Raw genomic sequence first — 19,792 nt, 5'->3', positions numbered from 1 at the left:
TGTACTGGCGGGCGACACCGGGGAACGTCAACACCCCTATCGTCCGCTCCGGGGAACTGAAACGCAAACAAAAGGCATAAAAAATGGACAGACGGCAATTTATCAAAATCGCTGGCGCTGGCATGGGGGCGATGATGCTGCCAATCAGCGGGCGTATGGTCTCGGCTGAAGCACTGCTTGAGCCCGGCGTTGATGTCGCAGTCAAGAAGCGCATGGCTAACATCGCGCTCAACGCGGCAACCGCCAAAGGCGCAAGCTACGCAGACGCCCGCATTGGGCGCTATCTGAACCAATTCATCACGGCGCAGGAAAAACGTGTAGACAACATCGTAAACACTGAATCATACGGTATCGGTGTTCGCGTAATTGCGAACGGCACATGGGGTTTTGCATCCACATCGGACATGACAGACGATGGCATTGCCAAAGCAGCTGAAGCCGCAGTTGCTGTCGCAAAAGCAAACTCCAAATTCCAGACCGAGCCCGTACAGCTCGCACCTGTGAAAAGCTACGGTGACGTGGCCTGGAAAACGCCAATTGAGAAAAATGCGTTCGAGATTCCCGTGAAAGACAAAGTTGACCTCCTCATGGAAGTCAACAATGCAGCGCTGGACAACGGCGCGAATTACATCACCTCGATCCTTTTCCTCGTAAACGAGCAGAAATATTTTGCGTCGACCGAGGGCTCCTATATCGACCAGGACGTGCACCGTCTTTGGGCGCCTTTCTTCGCGACTGCGGTGGGCCAGCAAGGCTTCAAGCAGCGCCAAAGTCTCGGTAACCCGGTGGGCCGCGGCTTCGAATATCTTGACGGCCGCCCAGAAGACAAGATTGTCATTCAAGGCGCCAACATCGGCTACCGCGACACCTACGACATGGTCGAGGATGCGCGCGAAGCCGGCAAGCAGCTGCAAAAGAAACTTGCTGCCAAGTCTGTAGAGCCAGGAAAATACGACCTCGTGCTCGATCCGCACCACCTGATGCTGACCATCCACGAAAGCGTCGGCCACCCGCTTGAGCTCGACCGTGTGCTCGGCTACGAGGCCAACTATGCGGGCACCAGCTTCGCCACGCTCGACAAATGGAAGAGCGGCACGTTCGAATATGGCTCCAAGATCGTGAACCTGTTCGCCGACAAAACCCAAGTTGGCTCGCTCGGCTATGTTGGCTGGGACGACGAAGGCGTAAAAACCAAAGAATGGGATCTCGTGAAAGACGGTGTGCTAGTGAATTACCAAGCAATCCGGGACCAGGCCCATATCATTGACGAAAAAGAATCCCATGGTTGCTGCTACTCGCAAAGCTGGCGCGATGTACAATTCCAACGCATGGCCAACGTATCGCTCCGTCCGAATGAAGAAGACGTGAGCGCGGATGAGGTTATCGCCGGTGTTGAAAAAGGCATCTATATTGCCGGCCGCGGTTCCTTCTCCATTGACCAGCAGCGCTATAACTTCCAGTTTGGCGGTCAGCTGTTCTATGAAATCAAGGACGGCAAGATCGTCGACCAAATCGAAGATGTCGCCTACCAGTCCAACACGCAGGAGTTCTGGAACAGCTGCGTTGCCATGGCTGGCAAGTCCGACTATCGCCTCGGTGGTTCCTTCTTTGACGGCAAGGGTCAGCCCTCTCAGGTCAGTGCGGTTTCGCACGGCTGCCCGACCACCCGTTTCAATAATGTCAACGTCATCAACACTGCACGCAAGATTTGATGCGGCGATTGGCAACCAAGGAATTATAGAGGTTTATCATGGCTATTATGACAAGAGACGAAGCCAAGGCGCTGCTCACCAAAGTGGTCGCCTACTCCAAAGCGGAATCGATCGAATGTAACCTGAACGGCGAAGTCAGCGGCAACATCCGTACTGCTCGCAACTCGGTCAGTACCGCAGGTGAACTCAATGACACGATCCTGACCGTGCAATCGACGTTTGGTAAAAAGACCGGCGTTGCAAGCACCAACGAGTTTACGGACGCAGCGCTTGAGCGTGTGGTCCGCCGCTCGGAAGAACTGGCACAGCTTGCACCCGAAAACCCGGAGTTCATGCCGATCCTCGGCCCACAGGACTATGTGGATGTGAAAACCTACTTCAAGTCCACGGCCGATGTGAACCCGAACTGGCGGGCGAATGCGGCAGACGCCAGCATCTCGATCTCCAAGGAAAAAGGCCTCGTGTCGTCAGGCTTCCTGAACGACTCCGCCACTTTCGCGGCGATCATGAACAGCGCTGGCCTGTTCGCCTACAACCAAGCGACGGACATCAACTTCTCTGCCACCATCCGTACCGAAGATGGCAAGGGTTCCGGCTGGGTTAGTCGTGATTTCCACGACGCCAGCCTGATGGACACCCGCGAGGCGTCTGAGATCGCAGCGCAAAAAGCGATGGCAAGTGCGGACGGCAAGGCGATGGAGCCGGGCAAATACACCGTGATCATGGAACCGGCAGCGACCGTCCAGCTTCTCCTGAACATGTTCAACTCCATGGACCAGCGGCAGGCAGATGAAGGCCGCAGCTTCCTCACGAACAAGTCGGACGATCCGGACGCGCCGAAAAACAAACTCGGCCAGAAGATGTTTGACGAACGGGTCACCATTTACACCGACCCGCAGGACCCAGATACCCCGACCCATCCGTTCGCGGGCGACGGTGCTGCCTTCAACCGCACCGAATGGATCAAGGACGGCGTTGTCAAAACCATGCCGAACTCCCGTTATTGGGCGCAGAAAACTGGCATGCCTTATGTACCAACCCCATTTGTTGGTGGGGGTCTGTTCGGTGGTAGCCCTGCGATTAACATGGTTGGCGGCAGTGAGAGCCTTGAAGACATGATCAAGGGCACCCGTCGTGGTGTGCTTGTGACCCGTCTCTGGTACATCCGTCAGCTTGACCCGCAATCACTGATGTATACGGGGCTGACCCGCGACGGCACCTTCTATATTGAAGACGGTGAGATCAAATATCCGATCAAGAACTTCCGCTTCAACGAAAGCCCGGTCATCATGCTGAACAACCTCGAGGCGCTTGGTAAACCACAGCGCATTCAAGGCTGCATGATCCCGCCGATGAAGATCCGTGACTTTACCTTCAGCAGCCTGTCTGACGCGGTTTAAACCGGGTCAGACAAGCAACCTTATGAACGACCTGGCGCGAGGGGGCTGTATCACGCCCCCTCCCCTCGGGTAATTTGTAATGTGAACAATTGTGCATCGTAGAACTTTCATAAAATCACTGGGCGCCCTTGGGCTACTGCCAATCGCAAGTAAAGTTGCTGCGCAAACGCAGCTTCAGAACGACTATGATTTCTATTTCACGCGCCTCAGCTATGAGTCCGGGGATTGGGAAGTCGACGAGCGAACACCGGCAAATATCCTGAATTCGCTGATCGAATACACAACCATACGGGTTGACCTTCAGGAGCGCGTAATCGCTCTTGAAGACCCACAGATGCTCATGTCGCCATTCTGCTACATGGCAGGGCACAGGTTGGTCGAGTTCAACCCGGCGGAACGCCAAAACTTTGAAACCTACGTCAGAAATGGCGGCTTCGTTTTCGTGGACGACTGCAACCACGACATCGACGGCCTGTTTGCGCGCACATTCGAGCAGCAAATGGCGGAAATATTTGGTGAGGAGGCCCTACAGAAAATACCGGACGATCACCCGATCTATTCGTCCTTTTTCAAGTTTGACGGCCCGCCAAATACCGGGCTGGAGCTGAATGGATGGGGTGACGATCTTGTGCACGACTACCTGAAAGCCATTGTTATCAATGGCAAAATTGCAGTCCTATACAGCAATAAGGACTATGGCTGTGAGTGGGACTACGACTTCAGGAACAAACGTTGGCTCAGGGTCGACAACACTCGGTTTGCGGTCAACATCGTCGTCTATGCAATGACGGCTTGATGTTACTCCACACATAAGACATGCGAGAAAAAAGATGGACGAACAGACTGTAAAAACAAAGATCAGCCAGCTTGATCAGGTCGTGAGCGAGGTTGGCAAAGTTATCGTTGGCCAACGGGAGATCATTGAGGAGCTGCTGATCAGCATCCTTGCCGGCGGGCATTGCCTTCTTGAAGGTGTACCGGGGCTCGCGAAAACGCTGATGGTGAACACGCTCGCCAAAACCCTCGCGCTTGACTTCCACCGGGTGCAGTTCACGCCGGATTTGATGCCGAGTGATATCATTGGCACCGAGATCCTTGAGGAAGACCACAGCACCGGCAAACGCTTCTTCAAGTTCCGTAAAGGGCCATTGTTTACCAACATTTTGCTGGCCGATGAGATCAACCGCACGCCCCCAAAAACGCAAGCCGCCCTTCTTGAAGCCATGCAGGAGCATAGCGTCAGCTACGGCAGCGAACGGTATGATCTTCCCAAACCTTTCTTCGTACTTGCAACACAAAACCCGGTTGAACAGGCTGGTACATATCCCTTGCCTGAAGCACAACTTGACCGCTTCCTGATGTTCATCCGTGTAGGTTATCCTACCGAAGCAGACGAAGTGGAGATCCTGAACCGCACAACAGGCTCCTATAAAGCGGAGCTCAACAAAGTGCTTGAGGGCGAAGATATTGTCGCGCTGCAAAAGCTTGTCTCGACCGTTGAGATTTCACCTGCGCTGCTGACCTATGTTGCTCGCATTGTACGAGCAACAAGACCACAGGAGAGCAGTGTTGAGCTTGTTAAATCCTATGTCAAATGGGGTTCCGGCCCGCGGGCCGGCCAGGCACTTGTGAAATGTGCGAAAGCAAAAGCACTTCTGAGTGGCCGGTATGCCGTGACCCTCGATGACATCCGATTTGTATCAAATGCCGTTCTGCGCCACCGGGTGCTCCTGAGCTTCCAGGCCGAGGCGGAGGATATCAAGGTAGAAGACATTATTGCCGCGCTCTTCCATGAAGTGAATGTGCCAACAAGCCCAATGAGCTGATCTCGGCAAATGGAACGTTTCATAGATCCCAAAACCCTCGCGAGGGTGAAAGATATGCCGCTTATTGCCAAGACGGTGGCAGATGGATTCCTGCACGGAATGCATCAAAGCCGTCAGCGTGGCGTAGGCATAGAATTCAGCCAGTATCGCTCTTATGAAGACGGCGATGACCTTGGGCGTATCGACTGGAAACTGTTCGCCCGCTCAGATCGTTATTTTGTCAGGGAGGCAGAGCGGGAAAGTGAAATTGCAGTGTGGTTCCTTCTGGATGCCAGTGCATCAATGGATGTCACCTCGCGTACCGACACCTCAGAGCCGCGCTGGTCAAAACTTGACTATGCTGCGCATCTTATCGCGACGTTGTCCTATATCGCGCACAGGCAGGGAGACCGCATCGGCCTGCTCGCACTGTCGAGCGAAGGTCATCACGTCATTCCTCTTGGAAGCGGCGAGCAACATTGGACCGCCCTCCTCCTCGAACTAGCGCGCATTCGAGCGCGCAAGAGCTTTCCCGCCAATGGTAACATTATGCCCGTACTCAGACCGCTTCAGGTGCCTGGGCTCGTTTTTGTCATTAGCGACTTCTTTGAACACGAGACAGAGATACTGGATGTGACCCGCTCACTTACAGGTCGGCACACCGAAGTCGTTGCGGCGCAGCTTGTCAACAATGCCGAAATCGATTTTCCATACAGTGGGATTATCCGTTTCGAAGACGCTGAAACAGGCGAGCAAATACGCATTTCCGCAAGCGATGCGCGCACACATTATCGGGCAAAACGCGCGAATTTTGAAGCCGCACTTGAGCAAAGTCTCGGGCAAATGTCTGTCACGAAATCTACTGTTAACGTGGACGAACCAATGGATGCCTCCATTTTCGACTTCTTGAAAAGTAGAATGAGGGTGGAACGATAGATGAGCTCGCTTTTTGGCATGTTCCACTTCGCAAATCCGCTCGGCTTGCTGGCACTGCTGGCGGTTGCGGTTCCAATACTGATTCACCTCCTTAACAAGAGTAAGGGAAATCTTGTTGTCGTAGGGACCCTCGATTTTATTCGTGGCGCAAAGAGCAAACGTGTCACGGAGGTCAAGCTAACAAACCTGATATTGCTTCTCCTTCGTATTGCGATACTTGCCCTAGCTGCATTGTGTGTAGCCGAACTGATGTCAACCAAAGGAAAAGGAACATCGGAAAGCAGCGTATTTGTCACCCCTGCGTGGGCCCAAAAGGCGTCGAGAGAAGATTGGCTATCGGCCTTCAGCACAGCCGGTAGCGGAACAGCAGGCATTTTATCAGGAGATGTAAAATCAATTAATATCAACGATATAGATGATGTAGTTGATGTTAATAATCAAAACTTCAGCGTTGCTGGCACACTGCTAGGGGAGCTAAGTGAAAAGCAATACAACGGCCCAGTCCACGTATTTGCAACAAATAAGGCATCGGATTTATCTGACATCGGTGCACTTGGTAACTTTGACATCGTTTGGCACATTGATGAGGCGCCATCACCGACTGACGCTGACCAGCGGGTACTTTCAATTATTCTGATAAAAGACAACGATTTTGGCCAGCAGGCTGCCGATATCGCGAAAGCCATTCGGACACTATCAGAGCATCGGTCCATTTCTCTCGATTTGCAGGTATTCAGCGCGGAAGAAACGCCCAGCCAAGAAAATGGAGAAATTGATTGGCTGATCTGGGCAAGCCGGAAGGACCTGGGGGCATGGCCCCGGCAACTGAAGGCTGGTGGTCGTATTTTAAAACTTTCACCCGATACTACTGAAAGCGGTACGCCGGAGAATATATCGCTCGGTAGTTACCCCTTCACTCAATTCCGCGCAAGCGTTTCGCCATCCAAGGCTCATCAGGGCAAGGACATCTGGCAAACAGTAGGCGGGGTGCCTTTGCTCACGCAGGCACATAACTCGCAGGGGAAAGAATACGAGTTGCAATTCAGCCTGTCGGACGGACCAGACAGTTTGAGCAAGCAGCCGGAGTTTCCAATCGTGTTGTTGTCGTTGCTAATGAATGACCGCGACGAGTTGCACCAGAGATATCCTGCTGCAACGGTAAACGCGCCAGTACCAACGGAATCGGCAGACACTGAAATCTCAGGTTTACGCCAGCCCGTACCTACCCGCTTATGGCTAGCTCTCATTCTGATAGCCCTTTGGTCTTTGGAACGTTATGTGAGCGAAAGGGTCCGCCATGACTGATCACGGTTCGCTTTCGGTCAAAATCCGGCAAGCAAGACACCTAATGCAGCGGCGCTTGATACTGAGAGTTGGTCTCTACTGGGTGCCGTCAATGTTTATGGTCTTTGCTGCTGCGCGTGTTCTTGGCACTACGCCCATGTTGTCAGCATGCATCGGCCTTGCCGTTTTCGGCACCTGTTGGGCAATCCATCTGGTCTTGAACAGGCCCACGCTCAGCGAGCTTGATTTCCTGCTCTATCTCAATCGCACTTCGCCAGACCTCGAAGAGAGCGCGCAATTGATGGCGTCCACCTCGGCGGAGGACCTGCTGTTGCACCGGCTGCAAAGGGAAAAGATTAAACCACGGCTTCTCCATCACCTTGAAAGCCGCGATCTTTGGTTGCCAGCCCTCGCAAACACGCACCGCATGCTTGCATTGAGCCTGGCCCTGACAATCGCCGCTGCCGCCACGTTTGTAGGACCAATTTCATTTGATTTTTCACCAGCATCAGATCCGCGAGAACTGGCGGTAGCACAATCCGAGAACAATAAACTGCCGACACTTCTCGCAGTTCAAGTTGATGTTACTCCGCCGGCTTACACGGGCCTATCCACCACAAGCGGCCAGAGCCTCAATATTGAAGCACTGGAAAACAGTGAAATCCGCATAACTGCGTCGTTTTCTGATTCCGAGGCCAAGTATGAACTATTACCCTCAGGTGGCGCGGCCATGGCCTTTGTCGCTCAAGAAGGAAATGACTTCGTTGTTACACTTCAGGCCGAACGAACAATGCTTTTCCAGTTCGCTGTGAGGGACAACGATCAGAGCCAAACATTGGACAGTATTTACACGCTGAGTGTGACAAGAGACAAAAAACCAGCGATCCGTATTTTAGATCCCAAATCGACCACTCTAGAGTTTTCGAAAACGGCGGAGCCTGTATTTCAACTTCGTTCGCAAATCCAGGATGACTTTGGCATTGCAGAGACACAAATTCTGGCCTCCGTCGCGAAAGGCACAGGTGAAGCTGTAAAGTTCCGTGACGAAGTATTTTCCTTTGAAAAGAAAAATGTTGGCCCTGAAGGGGACGAATACATCAAAAATTGGGACCTACGTACGCTGGGCATGGAGCCAGGAGACGAGCTTTATTTTGCGGTTGTTGCCACTGACAATCGAACGCCGGAGGCCAATACCTCAAAATCTGCGACCGTTATAATTCGCTGGCTTGACGAAGCAGAAAATGAGCTGGCAGCGGACGGAATCGTAACCGACTTCGTTCCTGAATACTTCAAAAGCCAACGTCAAATCATCATCGAAACCGAGCAATTGATTGCAGATGGACCCGTCCTTAATAAAACGACGTTTAAAGAGACATCCTATGGACTTGGACAGGCACAAAGCGACCTGAAGCAACGCTATGGGCAATACCTTGGGGACGAATTCGGGGAAGGCCCTGGCGAGCAGCTATCCAGCGTTTCCGAACCAACCGCTGAACATGGCAATGATCACGACGATCACGAAGGTCGGGAAGAACGCCCCGATGTTGGACACGACCATGGCGAGACCACGCGTCTGGGACAATCGCGAGAAGGCGCTTCCGAACTCGTTGCAAAATTTGGGCACGCACATGAGGAAGCCGACATTGGGCCCATTGCAAAACGCGACCCCAAAACGTTGATGAAAAAAGCGGTGAATGAAATGTGGCAGGCTGAACTGCATCTGATGCTGGCTGAGCCAGAGAAGGCCCTGCCCTTCGAATATGAAGCGCTGAAGTTCCTGAAGTTGGCCAAACAAGCGGACAGGATCTATGTCAAACGTCTTGGCTTCGAGCCACCTCCGGTAAGTGAAGAAAAACGCCTGACCGGTGAGTTGAAGGATATACAAAGCCGGAGCGACATCATCCGCGAGGAGATTGCGCCAACAGAAGATCAGGTTTTGATCCAAAAGGGCTTCATCTTCCTCAATGAGAATAACGAATTCACCGATGAAGCCCGCGCCATCCTCGAAGAACTAAGCGCATACTTTGTGAAAAGCGCAGAGGAGAGGCCTGCCTTTATTGCGCATGCCGCCGCCATTGAAAAAATACTGTTATCGAAGTCCCTCACACCGGCCGACTGTCGTGACTGCAAATCAAAGGTTCAAGCAGCGCTTTGGGGGCTTCTTTCAGCGCCTGTTTCGGCCCCGCAGCCCAGACGTAGCTTCTATTTTGAACGGGACCCGGTGATTGAAAGTTGGGTACAGCCATGACCTTCGCAATTCCTATAACCTGGCTGATATTGGCTTTGCCATTTTGCGTCGCCACCGTATTGGCTTCATACAAGGCTGCTTGCAAGAGAACCACCAACAAAAAGCGGCACCTTGCGGTAGTCGGCCTGAACATCGCCGCATACGCAGCACTGTTGCTCCTCCTGTTTGACCCACAAACAACCGATAGCGAGCCGCTCAAGGTTACGGTCATTACGGACCAGGATGCCTTGCCTGACGAGGCGCAGAAATTTGAGACATATAGCGCCCCTTGGCTATCAAAAGCAGTAGAGGGTGCGCCGCGCTTGCCAAGCATTTCCGCGCTTCCACATATAGCAAACTCTCCTGATACTGTTCACCTTTTAGGATATGGATTGAGGGAAGCTGATTGGCAAAAACTTGACAGTCGTTTGAAAATTGAATGGGACACACCGCGTGATGCTCCAACCGGTATCATAGATGTCAGGTGGCCCAAAGTCGTGTATGTGGGTGACACTTGGACGGTAACCGGCACCTTTGAGGCCTCTCAGGCAGCAGAAGAGAGCGAAATTTTCAAAATTGCGCTGGCTGATCCGGCCGGCCGCGAGATCTCAATGCAGAAAGTCCGGGCAGGTGGTCGTTTTTCGCTATCCGCCAGCACACCCCTGCCCGGCCCCATCACCTATACATTAGAGGTGACGGATCGGGAGAGCACGGAACTTGATAAGGAACACATTGCGCTATCGGTAACGTCGCCGGTAACAACCAAGATTCTATTGCTTCAATCTGCGCCCGGCTTTGAGGCCAGACACTTTTCTGCATGGGCACACAGCTATGGTGCGCAGATCACTGCGCTGAGCACTGTGAGCAAGGGTCGCTACATCATAGCGGGCTCCACAGAGCCAGCGGCCGCGTCGGAAGGGATGCTTCAGTCTTTCGATTTTTCAGCATTTGATATTGTGGTCATGGATGGTCGGGCTTATTCGGACCTTACAGACACGCAGCGCCTTGCTTTGGACACAGCTATAGTCAACGGCCTAGGCCTGTTTATCCAAGCCGACAGCGCTTTGGTACAGCAGCTGCAGGAACAGCCGGACAATCTTTTAACGGGCATTTCCCTCGTTCCCTCAGAAAGTCGAACAAATGCAGTTAGGCCTCAGTGGCCAACACAACTTTCCGAAAGTGACGTTGCCCTCCCCACCTTACCTGTTTCTGCATATGTCGAGGGCTGGGCACCACTCGTCGGTAGCGAGCAAAAAGGCCCCGTCAGTGTTGTCAAATCATATGGCCTTGGCCGCATCGCTGTTTCATGGTTGCGGCAGTCATATGCTTGGGTCCTTGCCGGAAACAAAGGCATATATTCTTCATACTGGACATATATTGCTGGCAAAGTCGGGCGCACAACCGGTGCTGCGCGCCTGATACCCCACGCGGACAATTTGCTTCCACGATTGGGAGACCGCCTGGCAAATTGTGGCCTCGTCAACAATGTGAGCGCTTCTGTCCAGATAGAACATGTCGGAGCCAAGCTTACGCAAACCCAAACTCTTGCAGCTGATCGCTTCTCATCTGACAGGGCATGTTCCTTTTTTGAACCTCAGAACACAGGCTGGTATCGCCGGTCACTGTTGAACACTGATGGCAAATCTTTGGATAGCGATTATTTTTATGTCTTCGACAATAATGATTGGGCTGCCAATTTTGCCTGGGAACGCCGCACGGCCACCAAACTTCGTGTCGGCGCACAAAAGCCGGATCAACTGACAAAGGCAAGGGTAAACACCCGCAGCTTGTTTAGCTCGGCGCTCTTAGGAATACTCTTTATAGTGTGTGCCTGTCTTCTGTGGACCGAACGAAAGCTTGCGTCGTAAACTTGCCGTTGAGCCCAAAGCCGCAGAAGGTTAAAATAAGGCATAACCTTTATGCAGTTTTCCCGGGGGAGCAGAATGAGAACAAACATCATCGCGGCTTTTTGCTTGGCACTGCTGTCCATTACAGCTGTGCGCGCCGACGAAATCCTTATTGCGGATGATGATTTCAACAAATATGTCAAAACCGCCAAACCTGGCGATATATTTGCTGTTTATCCCGGCCTGTACAGACTTCCCCGCACAATTGAACTCTCCGCAAGTGGGACTGCTGCCGCGCCAATAACCATTCGCCCCGCTACAGCAGGGAAAGTGACAATTCAGGTCCCTGTTACGATAGGCTTCAAAGTGACGGGCAGTCACTGGACAATTGAAGGTGTGGAATTTGTAGGCGTATGTGAAACGGACAATAATTGTGAACATGCATTTCAGATCGTCGGCGATGCCGATCATATAACTATCAAAAACAATCGCCTGATAGATTTTAATGCCGCAATTAAAGGCAATGGCAAAATCATAGATGATTTGCAGCAGTTTCCTGACCATGTGACAATTGAGGACAATTATATCTACAATCGACGCCCTCGCGAGACCGGTAATCCAGTCACACCTATCGATGTCGTAGGCGGACAGCACTGGGAAATAAAACACAATTTCATTGCTGACTTTGCTAAGGCTAAAGGCGATAAAATTAGTTATGCAGCCTTTCTTAAAGGTAATTCGGATCATGGCCTCTTCGAGCGTAATCTGGTCATTTGTGAATGGCGTTCATCGGGAGGTGTTCGTTTAGGGCTGTCCTTTGGAGGCGGAGGCACTAAGGATCCACGCTTTTGTCAGGGCCGCTCCTGTACCATTCAGCATTACAAGGGTGTAATGCGTTCCAATATTATTTTGAACTGTCCGAACGATGTGGGGATCTATCTCAATAGCGCAGCGAATACCGAACTTATTAACAACACCATCCTGAATACAGCCGGTGTTGACGTACGTTTCTCAGGCAGCTTCGCGACTCTCGCGAATAACATTATTGAGGGACGGGTCAAGGAACGCGATGGCGGGCGTTTCCGCGAAGTGAATAACGTTGTTGAACCAGACTTGGACAACTTCTTTCCCGGCCTCGCAACTTACAATCTATCCCCAGAGGACCCCGAAGATCTAATGCGAGCCGCAGACGATTTTCCGGGTGTAGATTTCTGCACAGGAAAATCACAAAGCCGATGGCTAGGCGCAATGACACAACCGGCGCAATGCAGCATTCCCGAAATGTTGTCAAAAATCATTGCCCAAGAATAATACGACGCCACATATAACAAGTAATGAAGCGTCATGCTGACTGCTTCATTACGCCTTCATATGAAGAAATTATTAAACCATAGATTGGTATTTAAAATTTTAACGATTTATTGAAAGTTATAGTTTTAAATGCGAAGGAAGATAGAGGGTCATTAAGAACCTGCGATTAGATCACTAACTTCGTTTCCACGGTGCAATCTATGACAGCGACTGACAAATTCTGGGGTTTCTTCCTACTGTTTTTTATAGCACCAGCGACGTTGGTTGCCTATTTCCATGCAACAGCGATTGCTGTCGTGCTTGCTGGAATTATGCTGCTTGTGGGTGTACATCTGATGAGCCGCCAGAAGCGTCGTTGTCACGCCTGCGGTCAGATATTTAACCTCAATATAAAGCGATGGGTTCTGCTAAGCCGCAGAAAGCTGGACTGCCCGCGGTGCAATTCCCGCATTCGCAAGTCCAGCTGATTAGCTTCCGATCAATCAGTAGGCCAGCGCCGCAGCCGCGGTTTCTCGCATCCTGAGTATCTCGCTCACTTGTTCGTAGTCGAGTGCTGTATCAACATCAATTGCGGCTTCAGCAAAAGGCAACCGCACTGCGCGTGCATCTACCCCAAGCACACTTGACGCGCGCTCGAAAGCCTGATCAACCGTAAATCTCTTGAACAAGAGCCCAAATAGATTCTTGTAACCGAACGCTTTAAAAAGCTGCCAGGGCTTCTTGCGTTTTTGTTCAATAGCCCGCCAGAATTGAAGCACGGGCAGCGCTTCTTCTGTAAGGAACGCGAACAAGTTGGCACCGGAGAGCTGCGTTTCTCTGAAAGGCAGATATGTGCGCTTGGAGCCAGGGTGTGCCGCCTCCAGATAAGAGCGTTCCACAAACCCAACGGCCAAGCCTTTACGGCTGCGTGCGTCATTGCAAAACTTGTCTACCATTTCGGAAGTCAGCAAAGCATGGTCTGCTGTGGTCACCAGAAACGGCCATTCAGCCTGCGCGCCTTTAATCGCGGCATCAACGCTGCAGCAGATCGTATCGGCACATGGCTTCACCTCAATCGCAACATCGCCCACTTCCTCTTGAAGCGTCGGGCATGCTGCAAACAGCAACTCAGGTTCGTCAAATACGATCACGATACGCTTTACCGATCCAGAGAATGCCAGCGCTTTCACGACACGGGAGATCATTGGTTCACCGCAAATGGGGACCAAAGCTTTAAACTGTCCGCCGATTAGTGCTGCAACAGGATCATCATCGCGACGGGTTCCAGCCAAAACAATAGCCGTGAAATCGCGACTGTTCTGGTTTTCCGCACTACGAATTTTCGGTTTATTTGACCAAACTGGGCGTGTCTTAGCCTCAAACTCATACATGGCTATTTCGTTCATATACCCCATTCCCCCCTAAAAAACCCCTGAACCAATAACTTAGGCTCGGTACTTATTTAAACGGCCACTCCCCCAAGCGCCGTTTAACACTTTTGTCATATCATCCTTAGCCGGTTACGCGTTGAAAGGCAACGTTGTGCAGGGGATTTCTAAACGACATCTTTCTTGTAGCTCAGTTTTTCTTGCCAAATGGTTACCCACGTAAATGTAACGAGCCAACTGGCGATGACGTCTGTCGGCCAATGCACGCCGAGATAGACACGGCTAATACCGGTCGCTAGCGCTACCAGAAGTACGACCACAACAGCCGGCGTGCGTAGGTGTCGCGGCAAAAACCCGCGCAAAATCATAAAGATAAGCAAGTAGATGCCGAATGATCTGATGGCGTGCCCGCTCGGGAAACTGTTTGTCGATGCATGCACAAGGTGCTCAACAATATCGGGGCGCGCCCTGCCAAACAAAAGTTTCAACAGTGGGCTCAGCAGAAACAAGCCCACCAACGCCAGACTGCCCCAAACAGCCAGTTTGCACGCGCCACGCAGAAGCACATAACCGATCGCAAGTACAGCGGCTACAATCGCGGTTATACTGTCGCCCAGATGGGTTACGCCAGTCATGACAGCAACCATAGTCTGCCCGCCTACCGGCGCCAGACTGTCGTCCCGAAACATAAGCAACCCTGCTTCGTCAAACGGCGCCAAAGCTCCAGAGAATGTAAGCACCATCCAGACACTGAAGAGCACAGCAAAAAGCAATGGCATTGCAAAAGACTTTGATGACATCAATTTTCCTTCGAGAGCGCAGCCGGGCGACGCACAAAATAAAATAGATTTGGATTTCGGATCAGCCCCTGCACTGCCCAAAATCTGTCGGTCGCAATAACATCAACGCCGAGCTTATATATCGAGAGATACTTCTGGTCCGCGCCTGAAACCGCAAGCTCTTTATCGAGGGCAAAGGTCCCCGAGATTGTCCGCCAGCCCTCGGCGTGCACAGCTGCATAGAAGCTTTCCGCCTGCTGCCGAGTTCCGGTCCATGCGATGACTCTCGACGGCTCAATACCGCTCGCTTTCACAGCCGCAATATCTTCCTCATCATACATGGAGATGGTTTGCATCATCCAGGGCGCAATCTCGTAATAGCTTTTGGCTTGATCGAGGGAGTAGGTAATCGCCACTGCATAGTCTTCAGCACCCGCAGCCTTCACCGCGGCCGCGACTTTAGCAAAATCTGTCCCTCTCTTGATATCAAGCGTCAGGATTGCCTTGCCTACTGCCCAAGACAGCGCCTGCTGCAGAGTTGGCACTTTATAGCTTGTCGCCACACCCTCGTTGTCGACAAGTTGCAACTTGAGAATATCGTCGAGCGTTTTATCTGTGACGCCACCCTGCCCGGTTGTCGTGCGGTCCAGCGTATCGTCATGCATGAGGATAAGGCTTCCGTCGCGAAGCTCGGCAACATCAACCTCCATGAGACCAAAACCGTACCGCAACGCATTATCCATCGTCTCAATCGCGTTTTCCGGATACCCGGGTGCCGGTCCGCCCCGGTGGTGACTAACCAGCGGCACACGCATCGGATGGTATCTGAAGAAAGCTGGCAGACCGCCGGAAGGCACTTCGATATAATATCTGACATCCGGGTCAGTCGGCTGAGGGACGGTCTCCGCCGACACTGTCCACGACAAAAAGGTTGCGACAATGAGCGCAACAAAGGTACGGAAAATATTCTGCATCAGCACGACCCCTTCAAAATTCAGCTCGGTACTTGACCCGCACTACTTAAGGCATGAAGCTGGCTCATATTTCAACCGAATTACCGAGATTTTTAATGGCAACGAAATATTCAATGGATGACCTTCTTCAAATCATGGCGCGCCTGCGCGCGAAAGAGGGCGGATGTCCGTGGGACGTGGAGCAAACGTTTGAGACCATAGCGCCCTACACCATTGAAGAAGCCTATGAGGTTGACGAGGCGATCCGCGCTGGCGACATGGAAGCGCTTAAAGACGAACTGGGTGACCTGTTGTTCCAAGCTGTTTTCCATGCCCAAATGGCAGCGGAAGAAGGCCTGTTCTCCTTCTCGGATGTTGTGCAAAATGTGAGCGAGAAGATGGTTCGCCGCCATCCGCATGTCTTTGGGGATGCGGATATTGCGACCGCCGACGCACAAGTTGGCGCATGGGAAGCCCAAAAGGCTAAGGAACGTGCGAAAAAGGCAGCGTCAGAAGGACGTGCGCCCTCAGCGTTGGACGGCGTCTCCATCAGTTTGCCCGCTCTTCTCCGTGCCGTGAAGCTGCAAAAGCGTGCAGCACGTGTCGGCTTTGATTGGTCGGAAACCACTGACGTACTGGCAAAAATGCAGGAAGAAGCAGCCGAGCTTGTCGCAGAGGTCCATGCGAACGAGCCCGACCGCGCGCGCATCAAAGACGAACTGGGCGACCTGTTGTTTGTGATGGCGAACCTTGCGCGGCATCTTGACGTTGACCCGGAGGAGGCCCTGCGGGGCACCAACGCCAAGTTCGAGCGTCGCTTTCATAAAATCGAAGAACTTCTCGGTAAAAAAGGAAAATCCCCAAAAGAATCCACTCTTGAAGAAATGGATTCCCTTTGGAACATCGCCAAAGCTGAGGAGAAGGCAGCGCAGTAAAACTCAGCGCTGCCTGCTTTTGTACTTCGCCCATGCAACGGGGTCGACATAGACCTCGTAGTAGACGGCCTTTTCCCGATGTTCCTCGACAACAATCCGGCTGTTGGCGTGAAGCCAAGCCTGGGTCGCACCGTCACTATAGGGTACCTCCACCTTCAGGCGCATGTCTGCGCTGCTGAGTGTGAGGTCGATCGCCTCAAGCAGCCTGTCACAGCCGTCGCCGGTCAGGCCAGAAATAGCGACTGTCCGCGGCACCCGTGCATCAAGGGTTACAAGTGCGTCACGCTCATCCTGGGGCATCAGGTCGATCTTGTTCAGTGCTTCAACGAACGGCGTGCCCTCGCCTTCCTCAACAAGCTCTACGCCCAACTCACCCAACACCGCTTCCACATCGAGCTTCTGTATCTCGGTGTCCGGGTGCGACGCATCCCGCACGTGCACAATGAGATCCGCTTCGCAGACTTCCTCGAGCGTAGCCCGGAATGCAGCAACAAGCGTTGTTGGAAGCTCAGAGATAAAGCCCACAGTGTCAGACAGGATAATCCGCCGTCCACCGTCCAACTCTACCGCACGCATCGTGGGGTCGAGCGTGGCGAACAGCATGTCTTCGGCCAAAACCTCAGCTTTTGTTAGCCGATTGAACAGCGTTGACTTGCCCGCGTTGGTATAACCGACAAGTGCAACGATTGGGTATGGCGCTTTCTGGCGGCCTGCGCGATGCAATGTGCGGGTCTTGGTGACCTGCTCAAGCTGACGTTTGATGCGCGTGATACGGTCCGCGATGATTCGGCGGTCAGCCTCAATCTGCGTTTCACCAGGTCCGCCCATGAAACCGGAGCCGCCGCGTTGACGCTCCAAGTGAGTCCAGGACCGGACGAGCCGGCTGCGCTGATACTCAAGGTGTGCAAGCTCAACCTGAAGCTCACCCTCTTTTGTACTGGCGCGGGCTCCAAAAATCTCAAGAATCAGAGCCGTCCGGTCAATCACCTTGGTTTTGGTTTCACGCTCAAGGTTGCGCTGCTGGCCGGGGCTCAGCTCACAATCAAAGACCAGGAGATCGATCTCATGCTCTTTGACAAATTCCTTAAGTTCTTCGATTTTACCTGTGCCGATAAGCGTCGCGGGACGGCGTTCACGCATGGCGATGATTTCGCCGCCAACGAGCTCAACATCGATAGCCTCTGCAAGGCCCATAGCCTCCGCAAGGCGTGCTTCTGGCGAGCGTTTCAGGTGAGATGTGTCAGCGCGATCACGCATGAACGGGTGTACAACATACACCCGTTGCTTGGCTTCCTGATCCTGCAGGTAGCCAAGTCCTTCTGTCGACCAGCCGCCACCCGACCGCTCGGCCGAACGGTCTTCAGTCTTGTTTGCCAATTAACCCTCTAGGTCTTTTTCCGGCTCAAACAGTTGCACTGGGCCAGACGGCATCACGGTAGAGATTGCATGCTTGTAAACAAGCTGGGAATGCCCGTCCCGGCGCAACAAAACACAGAAGTTGTCGAACCAGGTGATAACTCCCTGAAGTTTAACACCATTGACTAAAAACACCGTTACCGGCGTCTTGGATTTGCGAACGGCATTGAGAAAGACGTCCTGGAGGTTCTGATTTTTTTCTGACATGGACTGTCCGTTTTCTTTATTTGATTTTCTAATTATATCAGCCTTAAGAGCGATAGCCCGCACCGCCTTGTTTTTAGCTCCGGTAAAGCCATAGTTTTTCCCGTCACCAGCGATTACGCGCGGTTACATATATGTCAGACGTTGCTGGTTTTGGTCAACAGACTTTACGATAATTATCCGCGCCACATGGATTTTGCGAAAAGTGCCAGAAAAAGGGACGCTTCGACCCTGCCAATCAGCATCAAAAACGATAACAATATATAGTCGCTATCCCTGAGACCGGAGAAGCCGGGAAAATATGGGTCGATGACACCAGCGAGTGGCGCGGACAGCGTCATGGAAGACAAGGTAAGCGCGACAGCCTCCTGAAAGCTGATGCCCAGAATTGCCAAAATCAGGGCCCCGATGGTGAACAGGAATACAAAACCTCCAAGCAAAAGCCAGACGGCTTCGATATCTTTGCTCTCCACCGGTCCGCCATCAAATTTCTGCAACCTGACGCCGTGCGGATGGGCGAGCCGGTCGACCTCCCCTCGCCCGAGCAAATAGATAACCGCGACGCGCAACTGCTTGAGCCCGCCAGACGTGCCCGCAACGGAGCCCCCGATACAGGTCAGAACGATAATGATAATTGTGACAGGAAGCGCGCCGCCAATGCCGGGATCATACTGTGTTTGAAACCCAGTGGTTGCCAACGCCGACATAGCGGCAAACATGCTTCCCCACAACGAGCCAATGTCATAATTTCCGGACAGCAGATAGAGGACAAGTGTACCCAGGCCTGCAATGATCAGTAGTGAGCGTGTCTCCTCACCAAAGGTTCCCGCAACCTTCAATTGCTTGATACGCGCATAATGAAGGTCCCAGTTCATGATGGCTATCAACGAGAAAACCAGAACTATAAACTGCACCCAACCATTGCTTAGCACATGCCCGGAATTCGGTGAAATGCCGGTGGTACTAATCGCAGCCATGGCAAGCATGGCCGCGTCACCAAACGACTGACCACCGAACATAAGAAGCAGGCAGCAGAGTGCGGTCACGAAAGCATAGAGCGGGAAAAGTGACTGGGCCGTTGCACGCAGGCGCGGATAGCCTTTGTCACTATCGCCATATGGCAATGCGGAACGGTGCAACTGAAGCCCGCCGCTATTGAGCGCCGTCAGCAGGGAAAGCGTGATGCATATTGCCATGAAGCCACCAAGCCACGCCGCAAGCAGTCTCCATAACTGCAAAGAGCGGTATTCTTCCACGGCCCCTTCATAGGCACTCGCGCCTGTCGTCGTGAGAAGCGACATACCTTCATAGAAAGCGGGTACCAGTCCCGCATCCGGGAACAGGAAAAAGAACGGCAGACCCGCTGCAAAAGCGAGACAAATACCGCCCACAATCGGCAGCAGGATCGTGAGCTTGCGCATGCGCACTCGTTCAGACGACCTGAAACCAAGGTAGAGCGAACCGCCCACCAGCAGCACGATGGAAATCGAAGCAAAAAAGCCGCTCGCCGCTTCCCATTCCCTGAGAAAGAGCGCAACAAAAAACGGCACAAGCTGCGTTATTGCCAGGATAATGATCCAACAGCCAATCAGGTAAAAAAGGCGGCTCGTCCACAT

The 19,792-nt window shown here is 52.6% G+C and carries 16 protein-coding genes; 10 read left to right on the top strand and 6 right to left on the bottom strand.

The window, feature by feature from the left end:
- The first annotated feature begins 83 nt into the window (after nucleotides 1-83).
- The 9 genes from B150_RS0105845 to B150_RS19895 all read left to right on the top strand — a co-directional run bounded on the left by B150_RS0105845 (nucleotide 84) and on the right by B150_RS19895 (nucleotide 12,522).
- Nucleotides 84-1,712 carry a TldD/PmbA family protein gene (locus B150_RS0105845; RefSeq protein WP_020398959.1) on the top strand — a complete coding sequence of 543 codons (1,629 nt, stop codon included), beginning with the start codon at nucleotides 84-86 and terminating at the stop codon, nucleotides 1,710-1,712.
- 38 nt (nucleotides 1,713-1,750) lie between these two features.
- Entirely contained in the window at nucleotides 1,751-3,112 is a 1,362-nt protein-coding gene (locus tag B150_RS0105840; RefSeq protein ID WP_025896201.1) for a TldD/PmbA family protein, read from the top strand.
- Between the two features lie 91 nt (nucleotides 3,113-3,203).
- Nucleotides 3,204-3,908 carry a DUF4159 domain-containing protein gene (locus B150_RS0105835; RefSeq protein ID WP_020398957.1) on the top strand — a complete coding sequence of 235 codons (705 nt, stop codon included), beginning with the start codon at nucleotides 3,204-3,206 and terminating at the stop codon, nucleotides 3,906-3,908.
- Between the two features lie 34 nt (nucleotides 3,909-3,942).
- Nucleotides 3,943-4,938, top strand: a complete 996-nt coding sequence (locus B150_RS0105830; RefSeq protein WP_020398956.1) for an AAA family ATPase — start codon at nucleotides 3,943-3,945, stop codon at nucleotides 4,936-4,938.
- 54 nt (nucleotides 4,939-4,992) lie between these two features.
- The gene (locus B150_RS0105825; RefSeq protein ID WP_202899356.1) at nucleotides 4,993-5,853 is read left to right on the top strand and encodes a DUF58 domain-containing protein; all 861 of its coding nucleotides are present in this window, start codon (nucleotides 4,993-4,995) and stop codon (nucleotides 5,851-5,853) included.
- A complete protein-coding gene (locus tag B150_RS0105820) occupies nucleotides 5,854-7,158 on the top strand; it encodes a BatA domain-containing protein (RefSeq protein ID WP_020398954.1) in 1,305 nt (434 codons plus the stop codon). It abuts the gene before it with no gap.
- Entirely contained in the window at nucleotides 7,151-9,385 is a 2,235-nt protein-coding gene (locus tag B150_RS0105815; RefSeq protein ID WP_155859955.1) for a DUF4175 family protein, read from the top strand. Before B150_RS0105820 ends, B150_RS0105815 begins: the two co-directional genes overlap by 8 nt.
- On the top strand, nucleotides 9,382-11,232 hold the full coding sequence (locus B150_RS0105810; RefSeq protein ID WP_020398952.1) for a hypothetical protein: 1,851 nt from the start codon (nucleotides 9,382-9,384) through the stop codon (nucleotides 11,230-11,232). The genes B150_RS0105815 and B150_RS0105810 overlap by 4 nt, the downstream gene beginning before the upstream one ends.
- A 75-nt stretch (nucleotides 11,233-11,307) precedes the next feature.
- The gene (locus tag B150_RS19895; RefSeq protein WP_162139658.1) at nucleotides 11,308-12,522 is read left to right on the top strand and encodes a chondroitinase-B domain-containing protein; all 1,215 of its coding nucleotides are present in this window, start codon (nucleotides 11,308-11,310) and stop codon (nucleotides 12,520-12,522) included.
- Nucleotides 12,523-13,004: 482 nt separating this feature from the next.
- On the opposite strand, the gene B150_RS19890 is transcribed toward B150_RS19895, so the two are convergent.
- The 3 genes from B150_RS19890 to B150_RS19880 form a co-directional block, all read right to left on the bottom strand.
- Nucleotides 13,005-13,907 carry an NTP transferase domain-containing protein gene (locus tag B150_RS19890; RefSeq protein ID WP_162139657.1) on the bottom strand — a complete coding sequence of 301 codons (903 nt, stop codon included), beginning with the start codon at nucleotides 13,905-13,907 and terminating at the stop codon, nucleotides 13,005-13,007.
- Between the two features lie 149 nt (nucleotides 13,908-14,056).
- Nucleotides 14,057-14,689, bottom strand: a complete 633-nt coding sequence (locus B150_RS19885; RefSeq protein ID WP_020398949.1) for a phosphatase PAP2 family protein — start codon at nucleotides 14,687-14,689, stop codon at nucleotides 14,057-14,059.
- On the bottom strand, nucleotides 14,689-15,642 hold the full coding sequence (locus B150_RS19880; RefSeq protein WP_020398948.1) for a glycerophosphodiester phosphodiesterase family protein: 954 nt from the start codon (nucleotides 15,640-15,642) through the stop codon (nucleotides 14,689-14,691). Before B150_RS19880 ends, B150_RS19885 begins: the two co-directional genes overlap by 1 nt.
- Nucleotides 15,643-15,755: 113 nt before the next feature.
- Here B150_RS19880 and mazG point away from each other — a divergent pair, with 113 nt between their 5' ends.
- Nucleotides 15,756-16,556 carry a nucleoside triphosphate pyrophosphohydrolase gene (gene mazG / locus B150_RS0105785; RefSeq protein WP_020398947.1) on the top strand — a complete coding sequence of 267 codons (801 nt, stop codon included), beginning with the start codon at nucleotides 15,756-15,758 and terminating at the stop codon, nucleotides 16,554-16,556.
- Between the two features lie 3 nt (nucleotides 16,557-16,559).
- Here the strand turns inward: mazG and hflX are convergent, their stop codons facing one another.
- From hflX to B150_RS0105770, 3 genes are all read right to left on the bottom strand, one after another.
- On the bottom strand, nucleotides 16,560-17,933 hold the full coding sequence (gene hflX, locus B150_RS0105780; protein WP_020398946.1) for a GTPase HflX: 1,374 nt from the start codon (nucleotides 17,931-17,933) through the stop codon (nucleotides 16,560-16,562).
- Nucleotides 17,934-18,179: an RNA chaperone Hfq gene (hfq, locus tag B150_RS0105775; RefSeq protein WP_020398945.1), complete on the bottom strand. Its 246-nt coding sequence runs from the start codon at nucleotides 18,177-18,179 to the stop codon at nucleotides 17,934-17,936.
- Nucleotides 18,180-18,352: 173 nt separating this feature from the next.
- Nucleotides 18,353-19,792, bottom strand: a complete 1,440-nt coding sequence (locus tag B150_RS0105770) for a TrkH family potassium uptake protein (RefSeq protein ID WP_020398944.1) — start codon at nucleotides 19,790-19,792, stop codon at nucleotides 18,353-18,355.

It is taken from the genome of Kordiimonas gwangyangensis DSM 19435 = JCM 12864 (assembly GCF_000375545.1).
Classification (GTDB): Bacteria; Pseudomonadota; Alphaproteobacteria; order Sphingomonadales; family Kordiimonadaceae; genus Kordiimonas; species Kordiimonas gwangyangensis.
Note: the sequence above shows the minus strand (reverse complement) of the source record. Positions and strands in the feature narration are given on the sequence as shown.

What these genes read in the sequence shown, in the direction of transcription:
- B150_RS0105845 (WP_020398959.1), top strand. Translation starts at nt 84, where the DNA reads ATGGACAGACGGCAATTTATCAAAATCGCTGGCGCTGGCATGGGGGCG.
- B150_RS0105840 (WP_025896201.1), top strand. Translation starts at nt 1,751, where the DNA reads ATGGCTATTATGACAAGAGACGAAGCCAAGGCGCTGCTCACCAAAGTG.
- B150_RS0105830 (WP_020398956.1), top strand. Translation starts at nt 3,943, where the DNA reads ATGGACGAACAGACTGTAAAAACAAAGATCAGCCAGCTTGATCAGGTC.
- B150_RS0105825 (WP_202899356.1), top strand. Translation starts at nt 4,993, where the DNA reads ATGCCGCTTATTGCCAAGACGGTGGCAGATGGATTCCTGCACGGAATG.
- B150_RS0105820 (WP_020398954.1), top strand. Translation starts at nt 5,854, where the DNA reads ATGAGCTCGCTTTTTGGCATGTTCCACTTCGCAAATCCGCTCGGCTTG.
- B150_RS0105815 (WP_155859955.1), top strand. Translation starts at nt 7,151, where the DNA reads ATGACTGATCACGGTTCGCTTTCGGTCAAAATCCGGCAAGCAAGACAC.
- B150_RS0105810 (WP_020398952.1), top strand. Translation starts at nt 9,382, where the DNA reads ATGACCTTCGCAATTCCTATAACCTGGCTGATATTGGCTTTGCCATTT.
- B150_RS19895 (WP_162139658.1), top strand. Translation starts at nt 11,308, where the DNA reads ATGAGAACAAACATCATCGCGGCTTTTTGCTTGGCACTGCTGTCCATT.
- B150_RS19890 (WP_162139657.1), bottom strand. Translation starts at nt 13,907, where the DNA reads ATGAACGAAATAGCCATGTATGAGTTTGAGGCTAAGACACGCCCAGTT.
- B150_RS19885 (WP_020398949.1), bottom strand. Translation starts at nt 14,689, where the DNA reads ATGTCATCAAAGTCTTTTGCAATGCCATTGCTTTTTGCTGTGCTCTTC.
- B150_RS19880 (WP_020398948.1), bottom strand. Translation starts at nt 15,642, where the DNA reads ATGCAGAATATTTTCCGTACCTTTGTTGCGCTCATTGTCGCAACCTTT.
- mazG (WP_020398947.1), top strand. Translation starts at nt 15,756, where the DNA reads ATGGATGACCTTCTTCAAATCATGGCGCGCCTGCGCGCGAAAGAGGGC.
- hfq (WP_020398945.1), bottom strand. Translation starts at nt 18,179, where the DNA reads ATGTCAGAAAAAAATCAGAACCTCCAGGACGTCTTTCTCAATGCCGTT.
- B150_RS0105770 (WP_020398944.1), bottom strand. Translation starts at nt 19,792, where the DNA reads ATGTGGACGAGCCGCCTTTTTTACCTGATTGGCTGTTGGATCATTATC.